Source organism: Pseudomonas sp. GW456-12-1-14-TSB6 (assembly GCF_059424205.1).
Map to the genome: position 1 here is coordinate 16,113 of NZ_JBWKZE010000007.1, position 24,176 is coordinate 40,288.

26 protein-coding genes are annotated in these 24,176 nt (G+C 60.4%); 21 read left to right on the forward strand and 5 right to left on the reverse strand.

The window, feature by feature from the left end:
- Nucleotides 1-117 precede the first annotated feature (117 nt).
- Nucleotides 118-501: a COG4315 family predicted lipoprotein gene (locus AC07Y2_RS08195; protein WP_007954346.1), complete on the forward strand. Its 384-nt coding sequence runs from the start codon at nt 118-120 to the stop codon at nt 499-501.
- A gap of 63 nt (nt 502-564) precedes the next feature.
- On the opposite strand, the gene ubiA is transcribed toward AC07Y2_RS08195, so the two are convergent.
- Together ubiA and AC07Y2_RS08205 are read right to left on the reverse strand one after the other, a co-directional pair.
- Nucleotides 565-1,455, reverse strand: coding sequence for a 4-hydroxybenzoate octaprenyltransferase (gene ubiA / locus AC07Y2_RS08200; protein WP_103385850.1), 891 nt, complete (start codon nt 1,453-1,455; stop codon nt 565-567).
- On the reverse strand, nt 1,455-2,006 hold the full coding sequence (locus tag AC07Y2_RS08205) for a chorismate--pyruvate lyase family protein (RefSeq protein WP_103385851.1): 552 nt from the start codon (nt 2,004-2,006) through the stop codon (nt 1,455-1,457). The genes ubiA and AC07Y2_RS08205 overlap by 1 nt, the downstream gene beginning before the upstream one ends.
- A 199-nt stretch (nt 2,007-2,205) precedes the next feature.
- On the opposite strand from AC07Y2_RS08205, the gene AC07Y2_RS08210 reads away from it, so the two are divergent.
- From AC07Y2_RS08210 to AC07Y2_RS08220, 3 genes are all read left to right on the forward strand, one after another.
- On the forward strand, nt 2,206-2,373 hold the full coding sequence (locus tag AC07Y2_RS08210; protein WP_007954349.1) for a rubredoxin: 168 nt from the start codon (nt 2,206-2,208) through the stop codon (nt 2,371-2,373).
- 21 nt (nt 2,374-2,394) lie between these two features.
- Nucleotides 2,395-3,543: an NAD(P)/FAD-dependent oxidoreductase gene (locus AC07Y2_RS08215; protein WP_103385852.1), complete on the forward strand. Its 1,149-nt coding sequence runs from the start codon at nt 2,395-2,397 to the stop codon at nt 3,541-3,543.
- 190 nt (nt 3,544-3,733) lie between these two features.
- Nucleotides 3,734-4,009, forward strand: coding sequence for an HU family DNA-binding protein (locus AC07Y2_RS08220; protein WP_003213368.1), 276 nt, complete (start codon nt 3,734-3,736; stop codon nt 4,007-4,009).
- 99 nt (nt 4,010-4,108) lie between these two features.
- Here AC07Y2_RS08220 and AC07Y2_RS08225 read toward each other — a convergent pair whose 3' ends face one another.
- From AC07Y2_RS08225 to AC07Y2_RS08235, 3 genes are read right to left on the reverse strand one after another with little or no spacing between them, the layout of a single operon-like run.
- Entirely contained in the window at nt 4,109-5,053 is a 945-nt protein-coding gene (locus tag AC07Y2_RS08225) for a phosphatidate cytidylyltransferase (protein WP_039765128.1), read from the reverse strand.
- Nucleotides 5,050-5,649, reverse strand: coding sequence for a lysophospholipid acyltransferase family protein (locus AC07Y2_RS08230; RefSeq protein ID WP_039765129.1), 600 nt, complete (start codon nt 5,647-5,649; stop codon nt 5,050-5,052). Before AC07Y2_RS08230 ends, AC07Y2_RS08225 begins: the two co-directional genes overlap by 4 nt.
- Nucleotides 5,636-6,268, reverse strand: a complete 633-nt coding sequence (locus tag AC07Y2_RS08235; RefSeq protein WP_039765131.1) for a CDP-alcohol phosphatidyltransferase family protein — start codon at nt 6,266-6,268, stop codon at nt 5,636-5,638. Before AC07Y2_RS08235 ends, AC07Y2_RS08230 begins: the two co-directional genes overlap by 14 nt.
- Before the next feature lie 691 nt (nt 6,269-6,959).
- Here AC07Y2_RS08235 and tssA point away from each other — a divergent pair.
- The 17 genes from tssA to tssK all read left to right on the forward strand — a co-directional run bounded on the left by tssA (nt 6,960) and on the right by tssK (nt 24,171).
- Nucleotides 6,960-8,522 (forward strand): type VI secretion system protein TssA, encoded by a 1,563-nt coding sequence (gene tssA / locus AC07Y2_RS08240; RefSeq protein ID WP_207273902.1) that lies wholly within the window; start codon nt 6,960-6,962, stop codon nt 8,520-8,522.
- Nucleotides 8,523-8,554: 32 nt separating this feature from the next.
- Complete coding sequence (gene tssB / locus AC07Y2_RS08245; protein WP_003229587.1) at nt 8,555-9,058, forward strand: type VI secretion system contractile sheath small subunit; 504 nt, start codon at nt 8,555-8,557, stop codon at nt 9,056-9,058.
- Nucleotides 9,059-9,086: 28 nt separating this feature from the next.
- Nucleotides 9,087-10,562: a type VI secretion system contractile sheath large subunit gene (tssC, locus tag AC07Y2_RS08250; protein WP_011336600.1), complete on the forward strand. Its 1,476-nt coding sequence runs from the start codon at nt 9,087-9,089 to the stop codon at nt 10,560-10,562.
- Between the two features lie 9 nt (nt 10,563-10,571).
- Nucleotides 10,572-10,979, forward strand: a complete 408-nt coding sequence (gene tssE, locus AC07Y2_RS08255; RefSeq protein WP_039765135.1) for a type VI secretion system baseplate subunit TssE — start codon at nt 10,572-10,574, stop codon at nt 10,977-10,979.
- Between the two features lie 11 nt (nt 10,980-10,990).
- Entirely contained in the window at nt 10,991-11,515 is a 525-nt protein-coding gene (locus AC07Y2_RS08260) for a PAAR domain-containing protein (protein ID WP_085667339.1), read from the forward strand.
- 57 nt (nt 11,516-11,572) lie between these two features.
- A complete protein-coding gene (locus tag AC07Y2_RS08265) occupies nt 11,573-12,541 on the forward strand; it encodes a DUF6402 family protein (RefSeq protein WP_074689936.1) in 969 nt (322 codons plus the stop codon).
- On the forward strand, nt 12,538-12,951 hold the full coding sequence (locus AC07Y2_RS08270) for a hypothetical protein (RefSeq protein WP_074689938.1): 414 nt from the start codon (nt 12,538-12,540) through the stop codon (nt 12,949-12,951). The genes AC07Y2_RS08265 and AC07Y2_RS08270 overlap by 4 nt, the downstream gene beginning before the upstream one ends.
- A 49-nt stretch (nt 12,952-13,000) precedes the next feature.
- Nucleotides 13,001-13,444, forward strand: a complete 444-nt coding sequence (locus AC07Y2_RS08275) for a hypothetical protein (protein ID WP_074689940.1) — start codon at nt 13,001-13,003, stop codon at nt 13,442-13,444.
- Between the two features lie 17 nt (nt 13,445-13,461).
- Nucleotides 13,462-13,893: a hypothetical protein gene (locus AC07Y2_RS08280; RefSeq protein WP_074690212.1), complete on the forward strand. Its 432-nt coding sequence runs from the start codon at nt 13,462-13,464 to the stop codon at nt 13,891-13,893.
- A 27-nt stretch (nt 13,894-13,920) separates the two neighbouring features.
- Nucleotides 13,921-15,708, forward strand: coding sequence for a type VI secretion system baseplate subunit TssF (gene tssF, locus AC07Y2_RS08285; protein ID WP_011336593.1), 1,788 nt, complete (start codon nt 13,921-13,923; stop codon nt 15,706-15,708).
- A complete protein-coding gene (gene tssG, locus AC07Y2_RS08290) occupies nt 15,672-16,679 on the forward strand; it encodes a type VI secretion system baseplate subunit TssG (protein ID WP_039765146.1) in 1,008 nt (335 codons plus the stop codon). The genes tssF and tssG overlap by 37 nt, the downstream gene beginning before the upstream one ends.
- Nucleotides 16,680-16,690: 11 nt before the next feature.
- Nucleotides 16,691-19,348 (forward strand): type VI secretion system ATPase TssH, encoded by a 2,658-nt coding sequence (gene tssH / locus AC07Y2_RS08295; RefSeq protein WP_039765149.1) that lies wholly within the window; start codon nt 16,691-16,693, stop codon nt 19,346-19,348.
- Nucleotides 19,349-19,358: 10 nt separating this feature from the next.
- The gene (locus tag AC07Y2_RS08300) at nt 19,359-20,885 is read left to right on the forward strand and encodes a sigma-54 interaction domain-containing protein (protein ID WP_103385854.1); all 1,527 of its coding nucleotides are present in this window, start codon (nt 19,359-19,361) and stop codon (nt 20,883-20,885) included.
- Between the two features lie 93 nt (nt 20,886-20,978).
- Nucleotides 20,979-21,119, forward strand: a complete 141-nt coding sequence (locus AC07Y2_RS08305) for a hypothetical protein (RefSeq protein WP_003229566.1) — start codon at nt 20,979-20,981, stop codon at nt 21,117-21,119.
- Between the two features lie 18 nt (nt 21,120-21,137).
- On the forward strand, nt 21,138-22,331 hold the full coding sequence (tagH, locus tag AC07Y2_RS08310; protein ID WP_039765152.1) for a type VI secretion system-associated FHA domain protein TagH: 1,194 nt from the start codon (nt 21,138-21,140) through the stop codon (nt 22,329-22,331).
- Nucleotides 22,332-22,336: 5 nt separating this feature from the next.
- Nucleotides 22,337-22,837: a type VI secretion system lipoprotein TssJ gene (gene tssJ / locus AC07Y2_RS08315; protein WP_011336587.1), complete on the forward strand. Its 501-nt coding sequence runs from the start codon at nt 22,337-22,339 to the stop codon at nt 22,835-22,837.
- 2 nt (nt 22,838-22,839) lie between these two features.
- Entirely contained in the window at nt 22,840-24,171 is a 1,332-nt protein-coding gene (gene tssK, locus AC07Y2_RS08320) for a type VI secretion system baseplate subunit TssK (protein ID WP_039765155.1), read from the forward strand.
- The last annotated feature ends 5 nt before the right edge of the window (nt 24,172-24,176 follow it).

Sequence of the window (24,176 nt, forward strand, 5' to 3'; positions counted from 1 at the left end):
CGCATTAGATAACGGAATTATTGCAGTCGTGTGACAGTATTTTAGTCCGGCGGCGATTGTGCGAATCCTGAACTAAGCTCTAAGTCCGAATCCTGACAACCACAAGAGAAGGTTTCCATGACTCAAATGACTGCTTCCTTTAAGGCTTTGCTGATGGCTGCCGCCCTGACTTTGCCTGGACTGGCGATGGCGGCCGAGCCGGCCATGATGAAAGACGGAATGATGGTCGACCACAAGGGCATGACGCTTTACACGTTCGACAAGGACAGTGGCGGCAAGTCGATGTGCAACGGCGATTGCGCCAAGAACTGGCCGCCGTTGATGGCGCCGGCGGATGCCAAGGCTGAAGGTAAATGGACGGTCATCAAACGTGATGACGGCATGATGCAGTACGCCTACGACGGCAAGCCGCTGTACACCTTCGTGAAAGATGCGAAGCCGGGCGATATGACCGGCGACAAGATGAAGGACGTGTGGCACGTGGTTCACGAGCACAAGTAAGCCATTGGCAGTGAAACCGGATCGCGGCTCGCAGGCATTGCCTCGGGCCGCGATTCCTTGCGATCAGCGCAACGCGTAATCCAGCACGATCCCGACGAAAATCGCCAGCCCCGCCCAGTGGTTGTGCAGGAACGCCTCGAAGCAGCGCATCCGGTCCTTGCTGCGGGTGTACCAGAACTCCCAGGCGTAGCACCCGGCGGCCACCAGCAGGCCGAGGTGGAACCAGATCCCCAGCTCGAATTTCGACCCTGCCAGCATCAGGCAGCCCAGCGACAGCGCCTGCAAGGTCAGGATGATCACCCGGTCCGCTTCGCCGAACAGGATCGCCGTGGATTTCACGCCGATCTTCAGGTCATCGTCGCGGTCGGTCATTGCGTAATAAGTGTCGTAGCCCACCGTCCACAGCAGATTGGCGATCCACAGCAGCCAGGCGGTTGCCGGCAGCTCACCGGTTTCGGCGGTGAACGCCATCGGCATGCCCCAGGAGAACGCCGCGCCCAGCACCACTTGCGGGTAATAGGTGTAACGCTTCATGAACGGGTAGGTGAACGCCAGCGCCAGACCGCCCAGCGACAGCCAGATGGTCGCGGCGTTGGTGCACAGCACCAGCAGGAAACTCACGCCCATCAGCAGCGCGAAGAACATCAGCGCCTCTTTCGAACTGATCTTGCCGGCAGCGATAGGCCGCTGCGCAGTGCGTTTGACGTGGCCGTCGACCTTGCGGTCGGCCCAGTCGTTGATCACGCAGCCGCCGGCACGGGTCAGCACCACGCCGAGGACGAAAATCACGATATTGGCCAGCGACGGCGAGCCTTTGCCGGCAATCCACAGCGCCCAGAGCGTCGGCCACAGCAGCAGGTAAATGCCGATCGGCTTGTCCATCCGGGTCAGCTGGATGAAGTCCCAGGCACGCGGGTTCAAGCGATTCAGGGATTTGAGCAGACTTTGGTACATCAGCAGTTCTCCGGACGGGCGCGGACGGCATCCCACAGCGTAGGCAGGAAAATCTCCGCCACCAGTACGCTTAATGCATCACGGTCGAAACGCGAACGCCGTCCCCACAGGCCGGCAGCCCGGGAGCCTTCCGGCAACCAGTGTTCCGGGTAATGGCAGACTTCGATGGCGCGGCGCTGGAAGGCGTGATCGCAAAACAGCAGTTCGCCCAGCGAGCGGCTGCCCAGTCCATCCATGTGCAAGCCGTCGCCCTGCAAGGCACTGCGCGACGCCACGCTGCGGGCGAACACCCAGGCCTGGCCATGCCCGCGCAGATACACCTCGCGCACCCAGCCCTCGCTGCCTTCGGCCAGGTCCAGCGCGGCGCATTCGTCGTCTCGCAGGGTCTGCCAGCCTTCGAACAGCGGCGTCACGCTGAAGCCGTCATCGGACAGGCGCGTCAGCCGGCGGGTCAGGGAGCCTTCGTCGAACAGCCAGTCGCGCGTGGATGTGTCGGGGAGGGGTGTCAGTTCGCTTTGCGGGCGCCACAGCGGAGCGTTTGTGTGTTGCACAATGAGTCATTATTGGCAGCAAATGAGGCGGCGAGCTTACCATGCTGCACCGCGAGTTTGATTGATCCGGGTCGCCGCTGCGCCGAACAGGCTTGCATCTGCCCGGCACGATCAGTACAAAACGCCCTGAGCCGGACGGCAGCGCTGCACCATCGACCGTCCGCGCCGGTTAAAGCCTGAACCCTGAGGAAGTACCTGAATGAAAAAGTGGCAATGTGTGGTCTGCGGCCTGATTTACAACGAAGCCGACGGCTGGCCGGATGACGGCATTGCGCCGGGCACCCTGTGGCAGGACGTGCCGGAAGACTGGCTGTGCCCGGACTGCGGCGTCGGCAAGATGGACTTCGAAATGATCGAAATCAACTGAGAAAACACTGAGGAGTAGGGCATGAGCGCACCTGTCGTAATCGTTGGCACCGGGCTTGCGGGTTACAACCTGGCTCGCGAGTTTCGCAAACTCGATGGCGAAACCCCGTTGCTGCTGATTACCGCCGATGACGGTCGCTCCTACTCCAAGCCGATGCTGTCCACCGGCTTCGGCAAGAACAAGGACGCCGACGGCTTGAGCATGGCCGAGCCGGGCGCGATGGCCGAGCAGTTGAAGGCCGAGATCCGCACCCATACCCGCATCAGCGGCATAGATCCGGGCCACAAGCGGCTGTGGATCGGCGAGGAAGCAGTGAGCTATCGCGACCTGATCCTCGCCTGGGGCGCGGAAACCGTACGTGTGCCGATCGAAGGCGACGGCGGGGATCTGGTGTTCCCGATCAACGATCTCGAAGACTACGCGCGCTTTCGCGCCGCAGCCGCTGGCAAGCGCCGAGTGTTGCTGCTCGGCGCCGGACTGATCGGCTGCGAGTTCGCCAATGACCTGATTCTGGGTGGCTACGAGGTGCAACTGGTTGCACCGTGCGAGCAGGTGATGCCGACCCTGCTGCATCCCGCTGCGGCGGCTGCGGTGCAGGCCGGGTTGGAAAGCCTCGGTGCGCGTTTCCATCTCGGCCCGGTGCTGACCCGCCTGCAAAAAGTCGCTGATGGGCTGGAAGCACACCTGTCCGACGGCCAGGTCATCCCTTGCGATGTGGTGGTCTCGGCCATCGGCCTGCGCCCGCGGATCGATCTGGCGGCGGCCGCCGGCATCCAGACCAATCGCGGCGTGGTGGTCGACCGTCATCTGCAAACCTCTCACGCCAACATTTACGCCCTGGGCGACTCCGCCGAGGTCAACGGGCTGAATCTTCTGTACGTCATGCCCCTCATGAGTTGTGCGCGAGCGCTGGCACAGACCCTGGCCGGCAACCCGACCGTGGTGAACTACGGACCGATGCCGATCACCGTGAAAACCCCGGTCTGCCCGCTGGTGGTTTCCCCGCCGCCACGGGGCCGCGAAGGCGTCTGGACGGTCGAAGGGCAGGGCGCCGACATCAAGGTGCTGTGCCACGACGCAGACGGGCAATTGCTCGGTTACGCCCTGACCGGCGCGGCGGTGATGGAAAAACTCGCACTGAACAAACAGCTTCCGGCCTTGCTGGCGTAAATACCGGTCGTTCTGTCGGAATCACCCCGCTTTTGCCCCCACAAACGTCGCGGGGAGACTGGCGCCGCCCTTAACCGCGTGCCATCCTCACTCCCGTCTGCCGCAGAGTAGAGCCTGCGGCGCCTTGGGCGCTGTTCCAACGAGAACAGCACGGACATAACAACAAAAAACCGTCAAAGGGGCTTCACTAATGCGTAAACCAGAACTCGCCGCTGCAATCGCTGAAAAAGCGGATCTGACCAAAGAGCAGGCCAACCGCGTTCTCAACGCCGTTCTCGAAGAAATCACCGGCGCCCTGCACCGCAAGGACAGCGTCACGCTGGTGGGCTTCGGCACCTTCCTGCAACGCCACCGCGGTGCCCGCACCGGCAAAAACCCGCAGACCGGTGAACCGGTGAAGATCAAGGCCAGCAACACCGTTGCGTTCAAGCCAGGCAAATCGTTGAAAGACAGCGTCAATCCATAATGGCGGTAAACGCCCGGTCAGCCGGGCGCGCTGCATGAAAAATGGGCATACCGATTGCGGTCGGATGCCCATTTTTTGTGCTCGATGATTGGGGCCGGATCAGGCCGAGAAGAAGTACCGGGTCAGGTGAAAGAAGATCGGCGCGGCGAAACAGATCGAGTCCATGCGGTCGAGCATCCCGCCGTGGCCCTTGATCATCGTGCCCCAGTCCTTGGCGCTCAGGCTGCGTTTGATCGCCGACATGACCAGGCCGCCGAGGAAGCCCATCACCACGATGACCAGCGACATCAGCAGCGACTGCCAGAAGCTGAACGGCGTCATCCAGAACATGCAACCACCGATCAGCGTGGCGGACAGCCCACCGCCGACCAGCCCTTCCACGGTTTTTGACGGGCTCACCAGCGGCGCAACTTTGCGTTTGCCGAACAGCTTGCCGAACACGTACTGCAGCACATCGCTCATCTGCACCACGAATACCAGGTAGAACAGCAGCAGGGCGTTCTGACCCTGGAAACCCTGCAGGTCCAGCAACAGCAGCGCCGGCGCATGGCTGATGCAGTAGATGCAGATCATCACGCCCCACTGAATCTTCGCCGTGCGCTCCAGAAAGCCCTCGGTGTCCTGGCTCAACACGGCAATCGCCGGCAGCAGCAGGAATGCATACACCGGCACCAGCAGGGTGAACATCGAATACCAATGGGTGCCGATCAGCAGGTATTGCAGCGGGATCAGGATGAAAAACGCCGAAAACAGCGCGTTATGGTCACCGCGTGCGGTCGGCGTGAGTGTTATGAACTCGCGCAGCGCAAACAGCGAAATGAAGCCGAACAGCACCACCGTCGCATTGGGGCCGAGCAGCCAGGACACAAAGAAAATAATGACCATCCCCCACCAGGCATTCACGCGCTGGTTGAGGTTTTCGATGGTCGCGATGGAGCTTTCGCTTTTCGCCCGCCGTGCCAGTACGCCGCCAATCAGCGAAGCCACCGCCAGCAACCCGGCGATTGCCGCGAAGAACCACAGGAACTTGGTTTCCAGACTCATTTCGACAACCTCACGATGGCGTCACGCGCCCGTTCCAGAAACGCCTGTTTCTCCTCACCGGCAATCCTCTGCAGCGGGTCGCCGATGCGGATCGTGCAGATGATCGGCAGCGGCACGTGTTTGCCTTTTGGCATCGAGCGATGCAGGTTTTCCAGGTAGATCGGCACCAGATCGACGTCCGGAAAGGTTTCGGCAAGGCGGAAGATCCCGGACTTGAATTCCCCCGGCAGCGCCTGGGTGGAGCGGGTACCTTCGGGGAAAATGATGATCGAGTGGCCGGCCCGCACTACATCGAAAATCGGCTCCAGCACATTGGTGCCCGGTGCCGGATTACGCTCGATCAGCACCGCGTTCAGGCCTTTCTGCGAGATGTACGATAGAAAGCGGTTCTTGCCCCAGTAGTCGGCGGCGGCCACCGGTTTCACGTTCAACCGGGCTTCCGGCGGCAGTGCGGCGATGATCGCCAGGGTGTCCATGTGGCTGGTGTGGTTGGCGTAGTAGATGCGCTGGCGCGTGAGGTCCGGCGGGCTTTCCCAGCGGGCGGTCACGCCGATCAAGAAGCGCAGCACCGAAATCAGCGCATTACTGATCCACATGGGCCTTCCCCTTCAGTTGTCTGGCGATGGCCAGGGTGCGCGTCACGCAGGTCGCGACGGAGCCAAGGGCGATGATCACCAGCGCGATCAGCAAAGCGTAGTGGGTCGCGTAGTAAATGGTTTCGAACACGTTCAACAGCAACGCCACGGTCATCACCGCCATCCGGTGCTGCTTGGCCATCGGTCCCATGAAGCTCTGGGTGAGCCCTAGAGCGCCGCCGAACACACGGACATACGCTGTCAGCGCAGCGGCCAATGCTGCGAACCAGCCAAGATCGGACTGGCCGATGGCAAAACCCAAGCCGACGATCAGCAGACTGTCGGCTACTCGATCCGGAAACTCGTTGTACAGGCTGCCAACGGCCGACTGCTTGCCGCCTTCGATCGCCACCATCCCGTCGAACAGATTGCACAGCAGCCGCAGTTGAATGCCGACGATACACAGGATCGAACCGGCCACGCCGTTATCGATGTACAGCGTCACCGCGCCGAACAGCGCGAAGAGCATGCTGATGACGGAGATCTGGTTGGGGGAGATGTCCCGCTTGACCAGTTCATCCGTGAAGCGTTTCGCCCAGCCCGCGGAGCGGGTCTTGATGGGCCGTCTGTTTTCATCCATTTGCCAATATCCGTATCAGTGGTAAGCCGTCAATTGATGACTGAGGCTGGCAATATAAAGGCACGTGCGCAGCATGAAATATATTGATGTAAGAACAGTCCGCGACATTTGTCAGAACAATCCACATCGAAAGTGTGTGCTTAAGCAGGGCGAAGGCTTGATGGATTGACGGCGCCTTGCGGGAAGTCCTGCAATTGTGCGGCTAAAGAAGTCTTGTGAAGTATGCAAAGTGTGCGATGACATCAAATTGATGGCACTTTTATTGATACCAGTTGTCCTCCTCGATTTGTTTAAAGATGCCTATCTGTTTTCGGAAGATTCCTACTTTATTTTCTTTCCAGTGTTGTCATGCTTTCGTCCGTATTTTGGAACGTGCGTTCAAGGAGGTGTCGGCGGGTTTCAGGCAGCCGCTCTGGGACGCAGGTTACGCCGGGGTTTGAAAGGCACGGTTGATATAAGCCGATATCAGGGAAACCCCTGAGACATATAGGGCGATCTCCTACAGCGCCCAATGAACAGTTCGTCTTGTTGTTTAATCAGATGCTTGCTAGTGGCCATCATAGTGATTACGATGCGCGCACTTGAAAGAGCAAACACTCAATTGGATGAGTTTTCCGACTGCTCTTCGATACTGTCCCGCGCCGCTGCAACTCCAATAGGCGCACGACCGTAATCCTTATAAAGGCCATGGATGTCCTACTCAAGCAAACTTTCCGCCCATTACCTCGAACTCGCTAAAGTCTCTGTTTCCAAAGAGAATTTTGCGGGCGAAGACGTTCGTTTCTCGAGCGAATTCGAGGCCCTGGAAAGCGAGCTGGCCAAAGCCTCGTCGATGCACGAAAGCGGGCAGATCGACTGGCTGAAAATTCGCGAAAACAGCGAAAACCTCCTGCGCACCCAATCCAAGGATTTGCGTGTCGGCGCCTGGCTGACCTGGTCGCTGTACCAGCGTGAATCCTTCCCCGGCCTGCTGGCCGGCCTCGGTTTTCTGCACCACTTGTCGGAAAACCACTGGGCCGAGATTCACCCGCTCAAACCCCGCACCCGGGCCGCCGCCATCGGCTGGCTGGTGCCGCGTCTTGAGCAGGTGATCACCGAAAATATCGCGATCAAGGAACAGCTGCCGATGTTCCGGCAGTTGTCCGAGCATCTGTCCGGTCTCGACGCCGCCTGCACCGAGCATTTGGGCGATGATGCGCCGCTGCTGCTGCCGCTCTCCCGCCGCCTGAAAACCATGATCCAGCGCGCCGCCGACAACCAGCCGGCACCCGGTGTGGTGGGGACGGCGGTGGCGCAGGTCAAGCAGGCCGCCAGCCAGTTGCTGGCACCCGGCGCGCCGATCGACAACGAGAAAGAAGCCCACAAGGCCCTGCGCGCCCAGCAGGAAAGCGCCCGCCCGCTGTGCGCCTGGTGGCTCAAGCAGAAAGCCACCGACCTGCGCGCCCTGCGCCTCAACCGCACCTTGCTGTGGATGACGATCGACGCGGTGCCCGAGCGCAACGCCGAGCAGATCACCGTGCTGCGCGGGTTGCCGGTGGACAAGCTCAAGCAGTATCAGGACCGTTTCGATCAGGGCAAATACGCCGACCTGCTGGTGGAACTGGAGGCGAGCCTGGCGAAGGCGCCGTTCTGGTTCGATGGCCAGAGGATGGTCTGGGAATGTCTCCAGAACCTCAACGCCGAGCTGGCCATGCGCGAAGTGGAAATCCACTTCGCGCTTTTGATTCAACGCCTGCCCGGCATCATCGAGCTGCGTTTCCATGACGGCGCGCCGTTCGCCGATCCGTCCACCCGGGCGTGGATCGCCGGCAACGTCATGCCGCACCTGCAAAGCGCCAGCGCACCGCGCAAGGTCGAGACCGAGAACGCCGAAACCCAGCCGGCCTGGGAAAAGGCCCTCGAAGAAGTCCAGCCGATCCTGCGCAAGGAAGGCCTCAAGCCCGCAGTTCAGATCCTCAAACAGGGGCTGCAATCGGCGCACGGCGGCCGCGAACGCTTCTTCTGGCAGTTCGCCCTCGCGCGGCTGTGTTTCCTGGCCAAGAAATACGAGCTGGCCAAGAACCAGCTCGAAACCCTCGATCAGACATTACAGGACTCAGGCCTGCACGCCTGGGAGCCCGATCTTGCATTGGAAGTGCTGCACCTGCTGCACAGTTGCTGCGAGTTGTTACCGCAGAACCATGCCGTACGTGAACGCAAGGAAGAGATTTATCGCAGGCTGTGCCACCTCGATCTCGAAGTGGTACTCGAATAGGCCCCAGGGCCACAACCGCAAGGAGAAAAGCCATGGCCAAAGAAGGCTCGGTAGCCCCCAAGGAACGCATCAACGTCACCTTCAAACCCGCCACCGGCGGTGCTCAGGAAGAGATTGAACTGCCGCTGAAGCTGCTGGCAATCGGTGACTACACCCACCGCAAGGACGATCGCAAGATCGAGGATCGCAAGCCGATCAGCATCGACAAGATGACCTTCGACGAAGTGCTGGCCAAGCAAGAGCTGGGTCTGACGCTGAGCGTGCCGAACCGTCTGCAGGAAGATGGCGAGGCCGACGAGCTGGCTGTGCAACTGCGCGTCAACTCCATGAAGGACTTCAACCCGGCCAGCCTGGTCGAGCAAGTGCCTGAGCTGAAAAAACTGATGGAACTGCGCGACGCGCTGGTGGCCCTCAAAGGCCCGCTGGGTAACGCACCTGCGTTCCGTAAAGCCATCGAAGGCGTGCTCGCCGACGATGAATCCCGCGGTCGCGTACTCGGTGAGCTGGGCCTGAACGCCGCAGCTCCGGACGCTTGAGACTCCAGCAGCCAAGGAAGCCAACACAATGAGCACTAGCGCAGCACAACAGAACGCCGCAGAAAACGGCGAATACAGCATCCTCGACAGCATCATCGCCGAAACCCGCCTGACGCCGGACGACGAAGCCTACGACATCGCCAAACGCGGTGTGTCGGCGTTCATCGAAGAGCTGCTCAAGCCGCAGAACAATGGTGAGCCGGTCAAGAAAGCCATGGTTGACCGCATGATCGCCGAGATCGATGCCAAGCTCAGCCGTCAGATGGACGAAATCCTGCACCACCCGGACTTCCAGGCCCTGGAATCGTCGTGGCGTGGCCTGCAACTGCTGGTCGACCGCACCAACTTCCGCGAAAACATCAAGATCGAAATCCTCAACGTCTCCAAAGAAGACCTGCTAGACGATTTCGAGGACTCGCCGGAAGTCATGCAGTCGGGCCTGTACAAGCACATCTACACCGCTGAATACGGCCAGTTCGGTGGTCAGCCGGTTGGCGCGATCATTGCCAACTACTACATGTCCCCAAGCTCGCCGGACGTGAAGCTGATGCAGTACGTGTCCAGCGTAGCCTGCATGTCCCACGCACCGTTCATCGCCGCCGCCGGCCCAAAATTCTTCGGTCTGGAAAGCTTCACCGGTCTGCCGGACCTGAAGGATCTGAAAGATCACTTCGAAGGCCCGCAATTCGCCAAATGGCAGAGCTTCCGTACCTCGGAAGACTCCCGCTACGTTGGTCTGACCGTGCCGCGTTTCCTGCTGCGTAACCCGTACGACCCGGAAGAAAACCCGGTCAAATCGTTCGTGTACAAGGAAAACGTTGCCAACAGCCACGAGCACTACCTGTGGGGCAACACCGCTTACGCGTTCGGCACCAAGCTGACCGACAGCTTCGCCAAATTCCGCTGGTGCCCGAACATCATCGGCCCACAGAGCGGCGGCGCGGTTGAAGACCTGCCTCTGCACCACTTCGAAAGCATGGGCGAAATCGAAACCAAGATTCCTACCGAGGTTCTGGTTTCCGACCGTCGTGAATACGAACTGGCCGAGGAAGGCTTCATCTCCCTGACCATGCGTAAAGGCTCCGACAACGCGGCGTTCTTCTCCGCAAGCTCGGTGCAGAAGCCGAAGTTCTTCGGCATCAGCGCAGAAGGCAAGGCTGCAGAGCTGAACTACAAGCTCGGCACCCAACTGCCGTACATGATGATCGTCAACCGCCTGGCTCACTACCTGAAAGTGCTGCAGCGCGAGCAACTCGGTTCGTGGAAAGAACGTACCGACCTCGAGCTGGAACTGAACAAGTGGATCCGCCAGTACGTGGCCGACCAGGAAAACCCGAGCGCCGAAGTACGTGGCCGTCGTCCGCTGCGCGCTGCGCAAGTGATCGTCAGCGACGTTGAAGGCGAGCCGGGCTGGTACCGCGTCAGCCTGAACGTGCGTCCGCACTTCAAGTACATGGGTGCCGATTTCACCCTGTCGCTGGTTGGCAAGCTGGACAAAGAGTAAGAGCGACTCATGGACGGATACGGCAGCCTTTTCGAACGCCTCAACGGCGACGCGGAACTACGCAAGGGCAGGAGCCTCGAGGCTTCGGCCATGGCGTCGGTGGCTGCCCATCTGGCCAAAATGCTCAGCACCCGGGCCGGCAGCGTGCAAACGCTGTCCGACTACGGGTTGCCCGATCTCAATGACATGCGCCTGAGCCTGCACGACTCCCTGAGTCAGGCCCGCCTGGCCATCGAAAGCTTCATCGAAGCCTACGAGCCGCGCCTGAGCAACGTGCGTGTCATTTCCCTGCCGCGTGACCACGATCAGCTCCGCCTGGCCTTCAGCATCGAAGGCCTGCTGGAAGTCGAGGGTTTCAAGCGTCAGGTCAGTTTCTCCGCGCGCCTGGATGGCAGCGGTCAAGTGAAGGTCAACTAAGGAGAACCCCGATGTCTGGCAAACCTGCAGCACGCGTATCCGACCCCACCGCTTGCCCGCTCCCCGGCCACGGCACCAACCCGATCGCCGCCGGTTCCGGCGACGTGTTCTTCGACGGCCTCGCGGCCGCCCGCGAAGGCGATGCCTCCGCGTGTGGTGGTGCGATGGTCGGCGGTTTGGCCACGACGGTGAAAATCAATGGCAAGTCTGCTGTCACTGTGGATTCCGTGGGCTCTCACGGTAACAAAGTCACTGCCGGTTCCGGGACGGTGATTATCGGCAATTCACATTCGCCGGCGCCGTTTGTGCCGCCGTTGCCGGTTGAACTCAAATGGCCATTTAACGAGCACTTCGTGATCAATTGCGAAGAGACAGGCAAGCCGCTAGCTGGGGTGGAATACACACTTAAAACAGCTTCGGGGAAAATCATAAACGGTGTGACAGGTGCCGACGGGAAAACTCAAAAAGTGTTTTCCACTACTGCAGAAGCGGTTGAGCTGATCATAGAGCCACAGAGTAGGGTTGTTCTCGCTTAGTTGTTGAACTTTAAAACTGGCGAAATTTGCGTGAAGTGATATCAGAGGGATGTGAAGATGGCTGCAACGACAGTAGCAACGACAATGACTCCGGCGAGTAACAAGTCCGGCCAGACTGCTACTGCACGTCAGTTCAAGATTACTGATATTCCGAACACGATGAGAAAAATCAACTGGCCTGTTGCAGCGGATCTGATGGCCCATTGGTTCAATGGCAAACCGTGGCCAAACGAAAGTGGTGGGATGGATGATGCTGTTAAAAGGCATGAAGCTTTTGCACCGGCAGAGTACATCGAAGAGTCCATAGTAAAAATGAGTTGGGTCCTTGGGTTTGAGCGTGCAAATACCGCATTCAAACAACTCAAGGCAAATTGGAATAGTCCCCTTGGGACCGATCTGATAAAGCAGAGATTGCGCAAGGCTTTTTCCAATAGTGCTCCTGGTTGTTATCCACTGGCTTTCAATGGAGTGGCCAGTGCTGCTGAAAAATTTGGTTACTCCAATAATAAAGTTGTCGAGTTCGAGCAGACCGGTGCTGATGACGTAAACGAGCTTCGAGCAGCACTCGCTAACTTTAATTTGCGTGTCATCGCCGAAGGCTCAGTGGTCGTTACAGGCAAGAGCATTGTTTTTACTCCATCAAAAATTGGTTTTTATATTGAAGATGCATACGACTTTAATGATGGAATTGCTCTTTTTAGTCAGGTTCTAGGCTACTGGAACTTTGATAAATTGATTACTGATCCCGCCGTCGGTTTTAAAACAAACGCAAAGCTGGCCGCCGAAATGAATTCTGTGGTGGCCGAGTCAACGTACAAGCAGGTAACGGGGCAGCAATCCCCTCAGCAAAAAGAAGAAGCCATACGTCGTTATAGAGAACTGGAAGGCAAACATTACATGCTTGTTCAAAATAGCGATTTTCGTGATTATCGGGATAAAAATAAAAAAGGCGGAGACTTTCGCGTTTATTCGGACATCTTGTACGAAACTGTATCAGTCGCGCCTATTGAGGTCCTTTTCAAATGAATTCATGGCGTAAGACTTTTATAAGCTTTGTAGCGCTTTTTGCTAGTTTGGTAATTGCTGTTGCTTTCATTGTAAATGGTGTTTTGAGTCGTGCGTCTGATGTTTCTAAAAAAAGTCCGTCCGGACAGTACCTTATAGAGTCTGTTCCTGCGAGTTCAATTTTAACTCCGAGAGATTCAGTTTATTTGCGTTTCACAGACTTAAATGACCCTGGTCGTGTTTATCGTACTCCTCTGTTTTCAGATGTTTCGTTGGATATGAGTGCGGATGAGGATGAAGAAACGGTGGGCGTTATCTTCATTGCGCTCAGCAAGAAAAGTAAGCAGTTCACGCTGGCATTGTCCAATCCACGAAAGCACTGGATGGATTTCTTTATTAGCAATACCCCTTACAAGGTTTTGGAAAATTGAAGGTCGCAATTCATGGTGCAGGTACTTGGTACGGGAATGTGAAGCCGGCATGAACATCTACGCCCGCGTTGCCATGAACCTGGCTTTCCATGCCGCTGGATGTGTTGCGTACGTTTTCCTGAACGACGCAGTGGTCGTTGCCTACAAAGCATTCAACGGCGGCTTCACCACCCGTGGCGTAGGCATCGGCATCGCACATTACATGTTCATTTATATTTTTTTCGCGGTGAACGCACTGGTTGCTGTGTTCCCGAACCTATGGGCAAAACTCGGCCTGCTCGCGCTGATGGTCTCTTGGATTCTATTCATGATGGTGCCCGACAACCCGTTGCGGGCGCTGTTCTACACCGTGGCTCAGGGCGGGGTGACGTTGCTGGCGATTCTGGCCACGCAGGTCATTGAGCTGCGCCTGGAAAAGCGCGCGTTGATGCGGCAGGCATTGCCTGCGATTGCTTCGCAGGTCGTGGTTTCGAAGATGAGGGCCTGCCCGTGATCGGTGTATCGAACGAGATGCCCATCCTCAGCCGCGCGCAGCTGAGTTTTTTCATGGGTGCCTTGTGGACGCCATTCTTGGCCATGCTGGCATTTTCATCCTATGGCCTGTGGATTGGCGATTATTCGACATTCGATTCGTCCGAGACCCACTGGGTGTATCTGTTGTGGTTCGGCATGCCCGGACTGTTGTTGTTTGCGCTGTGGGTATCGCGGGCCGCGAAGAGCCGCAATGAGCAGCAGGCGCTGCGGATGATCTGGTTGGCGCCGTTGAAGTTCATCCCTTTCTACGCGGTGCCATGGATGCTTTATGGCTTGTGCAGCCTGGTCGTCGGGCCGTTCGACAATGCTTTCATGGCCTACGGATGGATCCTGCTCGTGCCGTACCTCCTGATCGGCGGTTACGTGTGTGCCGGTGTGACAGTCGCGCTCTACAGGATATTTTTTTGATGAGTTCCACTACCAGGCAGGTAACCCGTGTCCTTTAACCACTACTACCAAAGCGAACTCACCGCACTGCGCCAACTGGGCCGCCGTTTCGCCGAGCGTAGTCCGGCGTTGGCGCCGTTCCTGGGGCAGGCCGGGCGGGATCCGGATGTGGAGCGGTTGCTGGAAGGCTTTGCGTTTCTGACCGGGCGGCTGCGCCAGAAACTCGATGACGAGTTGCCGGAGCTCAGCCACTCCCTGATGCAATTGCTGTGGCCGAACTACATGCGTCCGCTGCCGGCGTTCAGCATTCTGCAGTTCGATCCGCTCAAGCGTTCCGGGCCGGCGCTGAAGGTCGAGCGTGACACGCCGATCGAGAGCGTGCCGATCGAAGACGTGCGTTGCCGCTTCCGCACCTGCTACCCGACCGAAGTCATGGCCCTGGATCTGGCCGCGCTGAACTACTCGGTGAAGGGCGACGGTTCGTTGCTCAGCCTGCGCCTGGAGATGAGTGCCGACGGCCACCTCGGCGAGCTGGAGCTGAGCAAGCTGCGCCTGCACTTTGCCGGCGAGCGCTACATCAGCCAGATGCTCTACCTGAGCCTGCTGCGCAACCTCGACGGCATCGAACTGATCCCGCTCGACGGCGCCGGCAAGCCGATCGATGGCGTGAGCGGCAAGCCGATGGCGTTCAAGATTCCGGGCGACCGGGTCAAACCGGTGGGCTTTGCCGAAGAAGAAGCGTTGATCCCGTATCCGCTGAACACCTTCCGCGGCTATCGCTATCTGCAGGAATACTTCGCCTTCCAGGACAAGTTCCTGTTCGTTGATGTCCACGGTCTGGACATTCTCAAGGCGCTGCCGGAAGACACGCTCAAGCAGATGCGTGGCCTGGAATTGCGCTTCGACATCCGCAAGAGCGGCATCATGCGCATGCGTCCGACCCTGGATAACGTGAAGCTGTTCTGCACGCCGATCGTCAACCTGTTCAAGCACGACGCACTGCCGATCCGCCTCGACGGCAAACAGGACGAATACCTGCTGCTGCCGGCCGAATACGATCTGGAAAACTGCGGCGTGTTCTCGGTGGAGACCGTGACCGGCTGGAAACCCGGCGGCCTCGGTTATCAGGAGTACGTGCCGTTCGAATCCTTCGAGCACGATCCGAGTTTCGACGTGCCCAACAGCCGTCCGCATTACAGCATCCGTCAGCGTTCGTCGCTGCTGCACGACGGCCTCGACACCTACCTGAGCTTCGGCATCCGCCACACCGAAGCCCATGAAACCCTGTCGATCGAGCTGGTCTGCACCAATCAGAACCTGCCGCGCAAACTCAAGCTCGGGCAGATCTGCATGGCCTGCGAAGAGACCCCGGAGTTCCTCAGTTTCCGCAACATCACCCCGGCCACTTCCAGTTTCGCGCCGCCGCTGAACCGTGACTTCCTGTGGAAGCTGATCAGCAACATGTCGCTTAACTATCTGTCGCTGGCCGACGTCAATGCACTGAAGGTGATTCTCGAAACCTACGACCTGCCGCGCTACTACGACCAGCACGCGGAGAAGGTCAGCAAACGCCTGCTCGGCGGCCTCAAGCACATCAAGCATCACCACGTGGATCGCTTGCACCGTGGTTTGCCGGTACGCGGTCTGCGCACCGAACTGACCATCGACCCGGAAGGGTATATCGGTGAGGGCGATCTGTTCGTCTTCGCCTCGGTTCTCAACGAGTTTTTCGCGCTTTACGCCAGTCTCAATTCATTCCACGAGCTGCGGGTAAAAAGCACACAGGGAGAGGTGTACCAATGGACACCACGTATGGGCCTGCAGCCCCTGCTTTAAGCGGGCTGACGAAGGTAATACGCGAGTACTCGCTGTTTCAGGCCGTGCTGCTGGTGATCGACCGGCTGCGCGATGCGCACCCGTACCTGAGCGAAGACGACCTGTACGACCAGCTGGAATTCCAGGCCAATCCGAGCCTCGGATTTCCGCGCAGCGACGTCGATCGCGTGGAGTTTTTCGAAGAGCACGGGCAGATGCGCGCGCGCCTGCGGTTCAACCTGATCGGCCTGGTCGGTTCCGGTTCGCCGCTGCCGGCGTTCTACGGCGAGCAAGCCCTGGGCGACAGCGAAGACGGCAACCCGACGCGCAACTTCCTCGACCTGTTCCACCATCGCCTGCAACGGCTGATGCTGCCGATCTGGCGCAAGTACCGCTATCGCGCGAGCTTCCAGAGCGGCGCGGTCGATCCGTTCTCCTCGCAGCTGTTCGCCCTGATCGGCCTCGGCGGCGACGAGATCCGCAAGGCCAAGGAGCTGAACTGGAAACGCCTGCTGCCGTACCTCGGCCTGCTCAGTTTGCGGGCGCACTCGGCGGCGCTGATCGAAGCGGTGCTGCGTTATTACTTCAAGCACGAAGACCTGGTCATCGAGCAGTGCATCGAGCGCCGCGTGGAAATCCTCGAAGAACAGCGCAACCGCCTCGGCTTCGCCAACAGCGTGCTCGGTGAAGACCTGGTGCTGGGCGAACGCGTGCGCGATCGCAGCGGCAAATTCCGCATTCACATCACCGAACTCGACTGGGAACGCTTCCACGAATTCCTGCCCATCGGTTTCGGTTACCAGCCGCTCTGCGCGCTGGTGCGGTTCACCTTGCGTGACCCGCTCGATTACGACATTCGCCTGGTGCTGCGCCCGGAAGAAATCCGCGAACTGCGCATTGGCGAGAAGAACGACTGTCGCCTGGGTTGGACCAGTTGGCTGGGCTGCGAAAAAGCAGACGGCGTGGTGACCCTGGGCAGCAAAATTCATTAAGGACGTGAGCCATGATCAACGTAGACCTGCAACAACTCATCCAGGCGCTGGACGCCGAAACCCGTCGCGATCTGGAGCGTTCGGCCGAGCGCTGCGTGGCCCGTGGCGGCAGCAAGATTCTGGTCGAAGACTTGCTGCTCGGCCTGCTGGAGCGCCCGAACGGTCTGCTCTCCCGTGCGCTGCAGGATGCCGACGTTGATGCCGGCGAACTGAGCGCCGCGCTGCAATCGCGGGTCGAGCACAGCGCTTCGCGCAACCCGGTGTTCGCTCCGGAACTGGTGCAGTGGCTGCAGGACGCGCTGCTGGTGGCCAACCTTGAACTGGGCCAGACCTCGGTCGAAGACGCGGCGCTGATCCTCGCGCTGCTGCGCAACCCGATGCGTTACGCCGGCAGCCGCTACCAGCCGTTGCTCGCCAAACTGAACATCGATCGCCTGAAGGAATTTGCCCTGTCGCAACAACCTCAGGCAGCGGCCAACGGCAAACCGGCCGCCCAGGGCGAATCGCTGCTCGAGCGCTTCACCCACAACCTGACCCAACAGGCCCGCGACGGCAAACTCGATCCGGTGCTGTGCCGCGATGGCGCGATCCGCCAGATGGTCGACATCCTCGCCCGTCGCCGCAAGAACAACCCGATCGTGGTCGGTGAAGCCGGTGTCGGTAAAACCGCCATCGTCGAAGGCCTGGCCTCGCGCATCGCTGCCGGTGAAGTGCCGCAAGTGCTCAAAGGTGTCGAGCTGCTGTCGCTGGACATGGGCCTGTTGCAGGCCGGCGCCAGCGTCAAAGGTGAGTTCGAGCGTCGTCTGAAAGGCGTGATCGACGAGGTCAAAGCCTCGCCGAAGCCGATCATCCTGTTCATCGACGAAGCCCACACCCTGATCGGCGCGGGCGGCAATGCCGGCGGTTCCGACGCGGCCAACCTGCTGAAGCCGGCGCTGGCCCGTGGCGAGCTGCGCACCATCGCCGCGACCACCTGGGCCGAGTACAAGAAATACTTCGAGAAAGACCCGGCGCTGGCCCGTCGCTTCCAACCGGTTCAACTGCACGAACCGACCGTGAGCGAAGCGGTGACCATCCTGCGTGGCCTGGCTCAGGTCTACGAAAAGAGCCACGGCATTTACCTGCGCGATGACGCGGTGGTTTCGGCAGCGGAACTATCCGCCCGTTATCTGGCCGGTCGGCAACTGCCGGACAAGGCTGTCGATGTGCTCGACACCGCGTGCGCCCGTGTTCGCATCAGCCTCGCTGCGGCTCCGGAAAGCCTGGAACGCCTGCGTGGTGAGCTGGCTGAAGGTGGCCGTCAGCGTCAGGCCCTGCGCCGCGATGCCGAAGCCGGTCTGCTGATCGACCACGAAGCGCTGGAGGCACTGGAAGCGCGTCTGGACGAAGCCGAAGCGGAAAGGGTCGCACTGGAAACCCAGTGGACCGAGCAGAAACAACTGGCCGAGCGCCTGCTGGAACTGCGTCAGCAACTGGCCAAGGCCCGTGAAGCCGCTGCGGTCGAGCCGGTTGTCACCGTTGAGGAAGACGCCGAAGGCACCGTGATCGAAACTCACGCCGCCGAAGTCGACGAAGCCCTCAGCGTCGAAGCGCTGGAAGCGCAACTCAACGAAACCCACAGCGCCCTGACCGCCGCTCAGGTCAAGGAGCGTCTGGTCAGCTTCGAAGTCTGCCCGCGTCTGGTGGCCGAAGTGATCAGCGCCTGGACCGGCGTGCCGCTGGCGCAACTGGCCCGCGAACACAACGCCAAGGTCGCCAGCTTCGCCACCGACCTGCGCACCCGCATCCGTGGTCAGGAACAAGCCGTGCACGCACTGGATCGCTCGATGCGCGCCACCGCTGCCGGCCTGAACAAGCCTGACGCACCGGTCGGCGTGTTCCTGCTGGTCGGCCCGAGCGGCGTCGGCAAGACCGAAACCGCACTGGCACTCGCCGACCTGCTATACGGCGGCGACCGTTTCATCACCACCATCAACATGTCCGAGTTCCAGGAGAAGCACACCGTTTCCCGTCTGATCGGTGCACCGCCAGGCTACGTCGGTTACGGCGAGGGTGGCATGCTCACCGAAGCCGTGCGCCAGAAGCCGTATTCGGTGGTGCTGCTCGATGAAGTCGAGAAGGCCGATCCGGACGTGCTCAATCTGTTCTACCAAATCTTCGACAAAGGCGTGGCCAACGACGGCGAAGGGCGCGAGATCGACTTCCGCAATACGCTGATCCTGATGACCTCGAACCTGGGCAGCGACAAGATCAGCGACCTCTGCGAAGACGGCGCGCGTCCGACCGCCGAAGTGCTGGAAGAAACCATTCGCCCGGTGCTCAGCAAACACTTCAAACCGGCGCTGCTGGCGCGGATGAAAGTGGTGCCGTACTACCCGGTCGGTGGCCCGGTGCTGCGCGAGCTGATCGAGATCAAGCTCGGTCGTCTGGGCGAACGTCTGAACCGTCGCCAGCTGGACTTCACCTGGTGCCAGAACCTCGTCGATCACCTGTCCGAGCGATGCACGCAAAGCGAAAGCGGTGCACGCCTGATCGACCACTTGCTCGATCAGCACGTGCTGCCGCTGGTGGCCGACCGCTTGCTCGACGCCATGGCCACCGGTGAAAGCCTCAAGCGCGTGCATGCGACGCTCGACGGTGAAGCCAGCGTGACCTGCGAGTTCGCCTGAGGTGAGTGTGATGTTCACTCAAGTGCCGCAGCCACTGCTCTATGCCGAAGCCTTGCTGGCGCAGTTCGCCAGCCTGTCGCGCGCGGCGGACGGTGCTGCGCTGCTGGGTGACTTCGTGCGCGGTCTGGCCGGGCTGAGCGGTTGCGAACTGACGCAGCTGTACTTGCTGGATGCCACGCACACGTCGCTGGGGATGAACGCCGAATGCCTGGACGGCGTGCTGCAACCGCGCAGCGCGGCGAGTCTGCCGGCGGACTACAACGGCGAGCAACTGTTGCAATTCGCCCTGTGCCAGAACCGCGTGGTGTGCTTCGACGACCTGGGCGGCAGCCTGCACGAAACCAGTTTTCTGCCGGCGTCGTCCGCGCCGTGGCAGTCGCTGCTGTGCGTGCCGCTGGTCAATCAGCAAAAGGCCGTCGAAGGCCTGTTGTTGTGCGCCAGTCGTCGGCACATCGACCTGCAAGGCTTCGCCGATTCCCTCGGTCAGCTCGGCTCGTTCGTGCTGGGTCAGCTGCATCTGCTGCAACGTCTGCGCCAGCCAGTGGATGCGGCCGCGCCGGTCGTGCGCAGTCTGCCGAGTGCCAGCGGCTACGGCCTGATCGGCAAGAGCGCGGCAATGCGTCAGACCTACTCGCTGATCAGCAAAGTCCTGCACAGCCCGTACACCGTGCTGTTGCGTGGCGAGACCGGCACCGGCAAGGAAGTGGTGGCGCGGGCGATCCACGATTGCGGCCCGCGCCGGTCCCAGGCGTTCATCGTGCAGAACTGCGCGGCGTTCCCGGAAAACCTGCTGGAAAGCGAGCTGTTCGGCTATCGCAAAGGTGCGTTCACCGGCGCCGACCGTGACCGCGCCGGGCTGTTCGACGCGGCCAACGGCGGCACCCTGTTGCTCGACGAAATCGGTGACATGCCGCTGTCGCTGCAAGCCAAGTTGCTGCGCGTGTTGCAGGAAGGCGAGATCCGTCCGCTGGGTTCCAACGACACCCACAAGATCGACGTGCGCATCATCGCTGCAACGCACCGCGATCTGTCGGTGCTGGTCAGCGAAGGCAAATTCCGCGAGGACCTGTACTACCGTCTCGCGCAATTCCCGATCGAATTGCCGGCCCTGCGTCAGCGCGAAGGCGACATCCTCGACCTGGCCAAGCACTTTGCCGATAAGGCCTGCACTTTCCTGCAACGTGATCCGGTGCGCTGGTCGGACGCGGCGCTTGAACACCTGTCCGGTTACACCTTCCCCGGCAACGTGCGTGAACTCAAAGGCCTGGTCGAGCGGGCGGTGCTGTTGTGCGAGGGCGGCGAGTTGCTGGCCGAACATTTCTCGCTGCGTCTGGAATCGGCGTCGGTGCCGGAAGACCACTGCGGCCTCAATCTGCGCGAACGACTGGAAGCGGTCGAACGCAATCTGCTGCTCGATTGCCTGCGCAAGAACGACGGCAACCAGACGCTCGCCGCCCGCGAACTGGGCCTGCCGCGCCGCACGCTGCTGTACCGGCTCGGCCGCTTGAACATCAATCTGGGTGATTTCGATGGGTAGGCGAAAGTCCGTCGGATTCACCTCGAACACCTATTTCAGCGCCGCCCGCAAGGGTCGGCGCTTTGTGCTTTGTCTACACCTGGAGACCCTCTGATGTCTGTTCGTCACTGGCACGCTGTCCTGCTGACCCTCGTCGTTCTATGCGGCCTCGGCGGTTGCAGCGGCAATTACAAATTCAACGATAACGATTACCGCCCGCTGGGTGATCCGCAGGCGGTCAATCGCGGCAAGTGACCGCAAGGAGCATCAAACATGGAATTGGTTTTCGAAATGCTGAACACCAAGCAGTTCGTGCCCACCGAGCTGTGCCAGCGGACCTTCAAACAGGCCGGTGGCGTGATCGGGCGGGGCGAGGACTGCGACTGGATCATCCCTGACCGCAAGCGGCACTTGTCCAACCACCACGCGATCGTCAGCTATCGCGAGGGTTCGTTCTTCCTGACCGACACCAGCAGCAACGGTGTGCAGGACGGCGACAGCGGCGCACGCCTGCACAAGGGCGAACCGGTGCGTATCGAGCACGGCAGCACCTACGTGCTGGGCGACTTCGAGATTCGTGCGCGCCTGGTGCGCGACCCGGCGACCTTCGACGGTGAAGTCGGCCTGCCACGTGCCGCCGGCAGCATCATCCCGGACGACGCGTTCCTCGACCTCGACCCGCTTAAGTCGCTGGAGCAGCAAGAGCGCGTGTACTCGGAATTCGAGGAAATGCTCGCACCGGTGACCGACCCTGAAGACTCCCGTCAGCGCGCCGACTACGCGCGCATCGACATGGAAAGCCTGATGGTGCCGGAGCTGATCGTCGAGCCCACGCCTGAGCCTGCGCCGGCGCCGAAAGCGGTCGAGCGTCAGAGCGAAACCTTCTGGGATAAATTCGGCGCGGCCCTTGGCGTGAACGTGAAGAACCTCAGCCACGACGAGCGTGAAGCGCTTGCGCTGAACGCTGCACGTCTGCTGCGCCAGAGCATCGGCGGTCTGCAACAGAGCCTGCGCACCCGTTCGGAGCTGAAAAACGAACTGCGTCTGGCCCAGACCACCGTACAAGGCACCAACAAGAATCCGCTGAAATTCGCCGTCGATCCGAGCGAGGCGCTGGACATCCTGTTGCAACCGCACAAGCCGGGCCATTTGCCGGCCGAGCAGGCGATCTCCCGGGCGTTCCGCGATTTGCAGGCGCATCAGGTGGCGCTGCTGACCGCCAGCCGCGCGGCGGTGCGCGGCACTCTGGAGCACTTCTCGCCGGAGCAGTTGACCCTGCGTTTCGAGCGCGACAACAAGCCGTTGCTCGCCACCGCCGGCGGGCGCTGGAGAGCGTTCAACCGTTACCACCATGCGCTGCGTCAGGACGACGACTGGAGCGAGCGCCTGCTGGCCCGCGACTTCGCCCAGGCCTACGAAGAACAGATCCGCCTGATCTCCACCCTCCACACCGACCACCAAGGATGATGCGCATGTCTCGCCGCTCGACCGCTTTTTTCAAGACGCTGACCGCGCTCACCCTGTTGGTGCTGCTCGCCGGTTGTTCGTCGCTGTCGCCGTATTCGAAAGTGACCAAGATCAACCTGAAGCTGACCGGCAGCGATCAGCTGAACCCGGATCTCAATGGTCGTCCGTCGCCGATCGTGGTGCGCCTGTTCGAACTCAAGCACCCGGTGACCTTCGAGAACGCCGATTTCTTCAGCCTCTACGAGCGCGCCAAGGAATCCCTCAACCCGGATCTGGTGGCCAGCGAAGAACTCGAACTGCGCCCGGGTGAAACCGTGGAACTGAAACTCAGCGTGGAGGAGGGCAGCCGCTTCATCGGCATCCTCGCCGCGTACCGCGACCTGCCGGAAACCAAATGGCGCCACACGTTCCCGATCACACCGCTGGAAGTCACCGAAGCCGATCTGACCCTGGATCAGGCCGGTATCCGCAAGACCAACGAAGTGCTCGCCAAGGCGGATGACTGATCATGAATACCCATAAAGTCATCTGGCAGGAAGGCATGCTGCTGCGTCCGCAGCACTTCCAGCACAACGACCGCTACTACGATCACCAGATGAAGACCCGCACCCGGTTGCTGGGCGGCTACACCTGGGGTTTCCTGAACCTTGAGATCGACTTGCAGTTCCTCAACATGGGCAAACTGGTAATCAGTGAAGCCTCGGGAATTCTGCCGGACGGCAGCCTGTTCGAACTCGGCGGCAACACCGAACCGCTGGCGCTGGACGTGCCGCCGAACACCGGCAACACGCCGATCTACCTGGCGCTGCCACTGGTCACCGGTAACCACATCGAGGCCCGTCGCCCGGAGCAGTCCGACGTGCTGGCGCGTTACACCGCATATGACGCCGAAGTGGCCGACTCCAACGCCGGTGATGATTCCGCCAGCCAGGTCAGTTGCGGTCGCCCGGACTTCAAGCTGTTGCTCGGCGAGCAGCAGAGCGACCAGGCCTACGTGAAGCTGAAGATCTGCGACGTGCTCGACACCACGCCGGACGGCGTGATCAGCCTCGATCCGGATTTCGTGCCGACCTACATTCAGGCCCACGCCTCCAGCTACCTGCTGTCGTGCCTGAAAGAAGTGATCAGCATGCTCGGTCACCGGGGCGACACCATTGCCGAACGGATTCGTTCGAACGGCAAGGTCGGCGGCGCGGAAATCGGCGACTTCATGATGCTGCAACTGATCAACCGCACCGAACTGCTGCTGCGCCACTATCTGGGTCTGGAGCAGGTTCACCCGGAAGAGTTGTACCGCACGCTGCTGACCATGCTCGGCGATCTGGCGACGTTCTCCAGCGACAGCAAACGCCCGCGTCTGGACAGCCGTTACTCCCACGCCGACCAGGGTGCGAGTTTCCGCAAACTGATGGAGTCGATCCGTCAGGTGCTGTCGATGGTGCTGGAACAGCACGCCATCGAACTGATCCTGCAAGCGCGTCAGTACGGGATCATCGTGTCGCCGCTGCACGACCACAAACTGCTGGGCTCGGCGTCGTTCGTGCTGGCAGCCAGTGCCAACTGTGATTCCGAAGAACTGCGCAACCGCTTGCCTGCGCACCTCAAGGTCGGCCCGGTGGAGCGCATCCGCCAACTGGTCAACCTGCACCTGCCGGGGATCAAGGTCAAACCGTTGCCGGTGGCCCCGCGGCAGATCGCGTTCCACTCCAACAAAACCTATTTCATCCTCGAACTCAGTTCCGAAGACCTGGCACAACTCGAGCGCTCCGGCGGCTTCGCGTTCCATGTGTCCGGCGAATTCGCCGAGCTTGAACTGAAATTCTGGGCCATCAGGAACTGACCGAC

Excerpts from the sequence above, each read along its gene's own strand:
- AC07Y2_RS08220 (WP_003213368.1), top strand. The coding sequence starts at position 3,734 with ATGCGTAAACCAGAACTCGCCGCTGCAATCGCTGAAAAAGCGGATCTG.
- tssJ (WP_011336587.1), top strand. The coding sequence starts at position 22,337 with ATGTCTCGCCGCTCGACCGCTTTTTTCAAGACGCTGACCGCGCTCACC.
- AC07Y2_RS08265 (WP_074689936.1), top strand. The coding sequence starts at position 11,573 with ATGGCTGCAACGACAGTAGCAACGACAATGACTCCGGCGAGTAACAAG.
- AC07Y2_RS08195 (WP_007954346.1), top strand. The coding sequence starts at position 118 with ATGACTCAAATGACTGCTTCCTTTAAGGCTTTGCTGATGGCTGCCGCC.
- AC07Y2_RS08225 (WP_039765128.1), bottom strand. The coding sequence starts at position 5,053 with ATGAGTCTGGAAACCAAGTTCCTGTGGTTCTTCGCGGCAATCGCCGGG.
- tssH (WP_039765149.1), top strand. The coding sequence starts at position 16,691 with ATGATCAACGTAGACCTGCAACAACTCATCCAGGCGCTGGACGCCGAA.
- AC07Y2_RS08300 (WP_103385854.1), top strand. The coding sequence starts at position 19,359 with ATGTTCACTCAAGTGCCGCAGCCACTGCTCTATGCCGAAGCCTTGCTG.
- AC07Y2_RS08235 (WP_039765131.1), bottom strand. The coding sequence starts at position 6,268 with ATGGATGAAAACAGACGGCCCATCAAGACCCGCTCCGCGGGCTGGGCG.
- tagH (WP_039765152.1), top strand. The coding sequence starts at position 21,138 with ATGGAATTGGTTTTCGAAATGCTGAACACCAAGCAGTTCGTGCCCACC.
- tssK (WP_039765155.1), top strand. The coding sequence starts at position 22,840 with ATGAATACCCATAAAGTCATCTGGCAGGAAGGCATGCTGCTGCGTCCG.
- ubiA (WP_103385850.1), bottom strand. The coding sequence starts at position 1,455 with ATGTACCAAAGTCTGCTCAAATCCCTGAATCGCTTGAACCCGCGTGCC.
- AC07Y2_RS08260 (WP_085667339.1), top strand. The coding sequence starts at position 10,991 with ATGTCTGGCAAACCTGCAGCACGCGTATCCGACCCCACCGCTTGCCCG.
- tssB (WP_003229587.1), top strand. The coding sequence starts at position 8,555 with ATGGCCAAAGAAGGCTCGGTAGCCCCCAAGGAACGCATCAACGTCACC.
- tssG (WP_039765146.1), top strand. The coding sequence starts at position 15,672 with ATGGACACCACGTATGGGCCTGCAGCCCCTGCTTTAAGCGGGCTGACG.
- AC07Y2_RS08270 (WP_074689938.1), top strand. The coding sequence starts at position 12,538 with ATGAATTCATGGCGTAAGACTTTTATAAGCTTTGTAGCGCTTTTTGCT.
- tssE (WP_039765135.1), top strand. The coding sequence starts at position 10,572 with ATGGACGGATACGGCAGCCTTTTCGAACGCCTCAACGGCGACGCGGAA.
- AC07Y2_RS08275 (WP_074689940.1), top strand. The coding sequence starts at position 13,001 with ATGAACATCTACGCCCGCGTTGCCATGAACCTGGCTTTCCATGCCGCT.
- tssC (WP_011336600.1), top strand. The coding sequence starts at position 9,087 with ATGAGCACTAGCGCAGCACAACAGAACGCCGCAGAAAACGGCGAATAC.
- AC07Y2_RS08305 (WP_003229566.1), top strand. The coding sequence starts at position 20,979 with ATGTCTGTTCGTCACTGGCACGCTGTCCTGCTGACCCTCGTCGTTCTA.
- AC07Y2_RS08215 (WP_103385852.1), top strand. The coding sequence starts at position 2,395 with ATGAGCGCACCTGTCGTAATCGTTGGCACCGGGCTTGCGGGTTACAAC.
- AC07Y2_RS08280 (WP_074690212.1), top strand. The coding sequence starts at position 13,462 with ATGCCCATCCTCAGCCGCGCGCAGCTGAGTTTTTTCATGGGTGCCTTG.
- AC07Y2_RS08230 (WP_039765129.1), bottom strand. The coding sequence starts at position 5,649 with ATGTGGATCAGTAATGCGCTGATTTCGGTGCTGCGCTTCTTGATCGGC.
- AC07Y2_RS08210 (WP_007954349.1), top strand. The coding sequence starts at position 2,206 with ATGAAAAAGTGGCAATGTGTGGTCTGCGGCCTGATTTACAACGAAGCC.
- tssA (WP_207273902.1), top strand. The coding sequence starts at position 6,960 with ATGTCCTACTCAAGCAAACTTTCCGCCCATTACCTCGAACTCGCTAAA.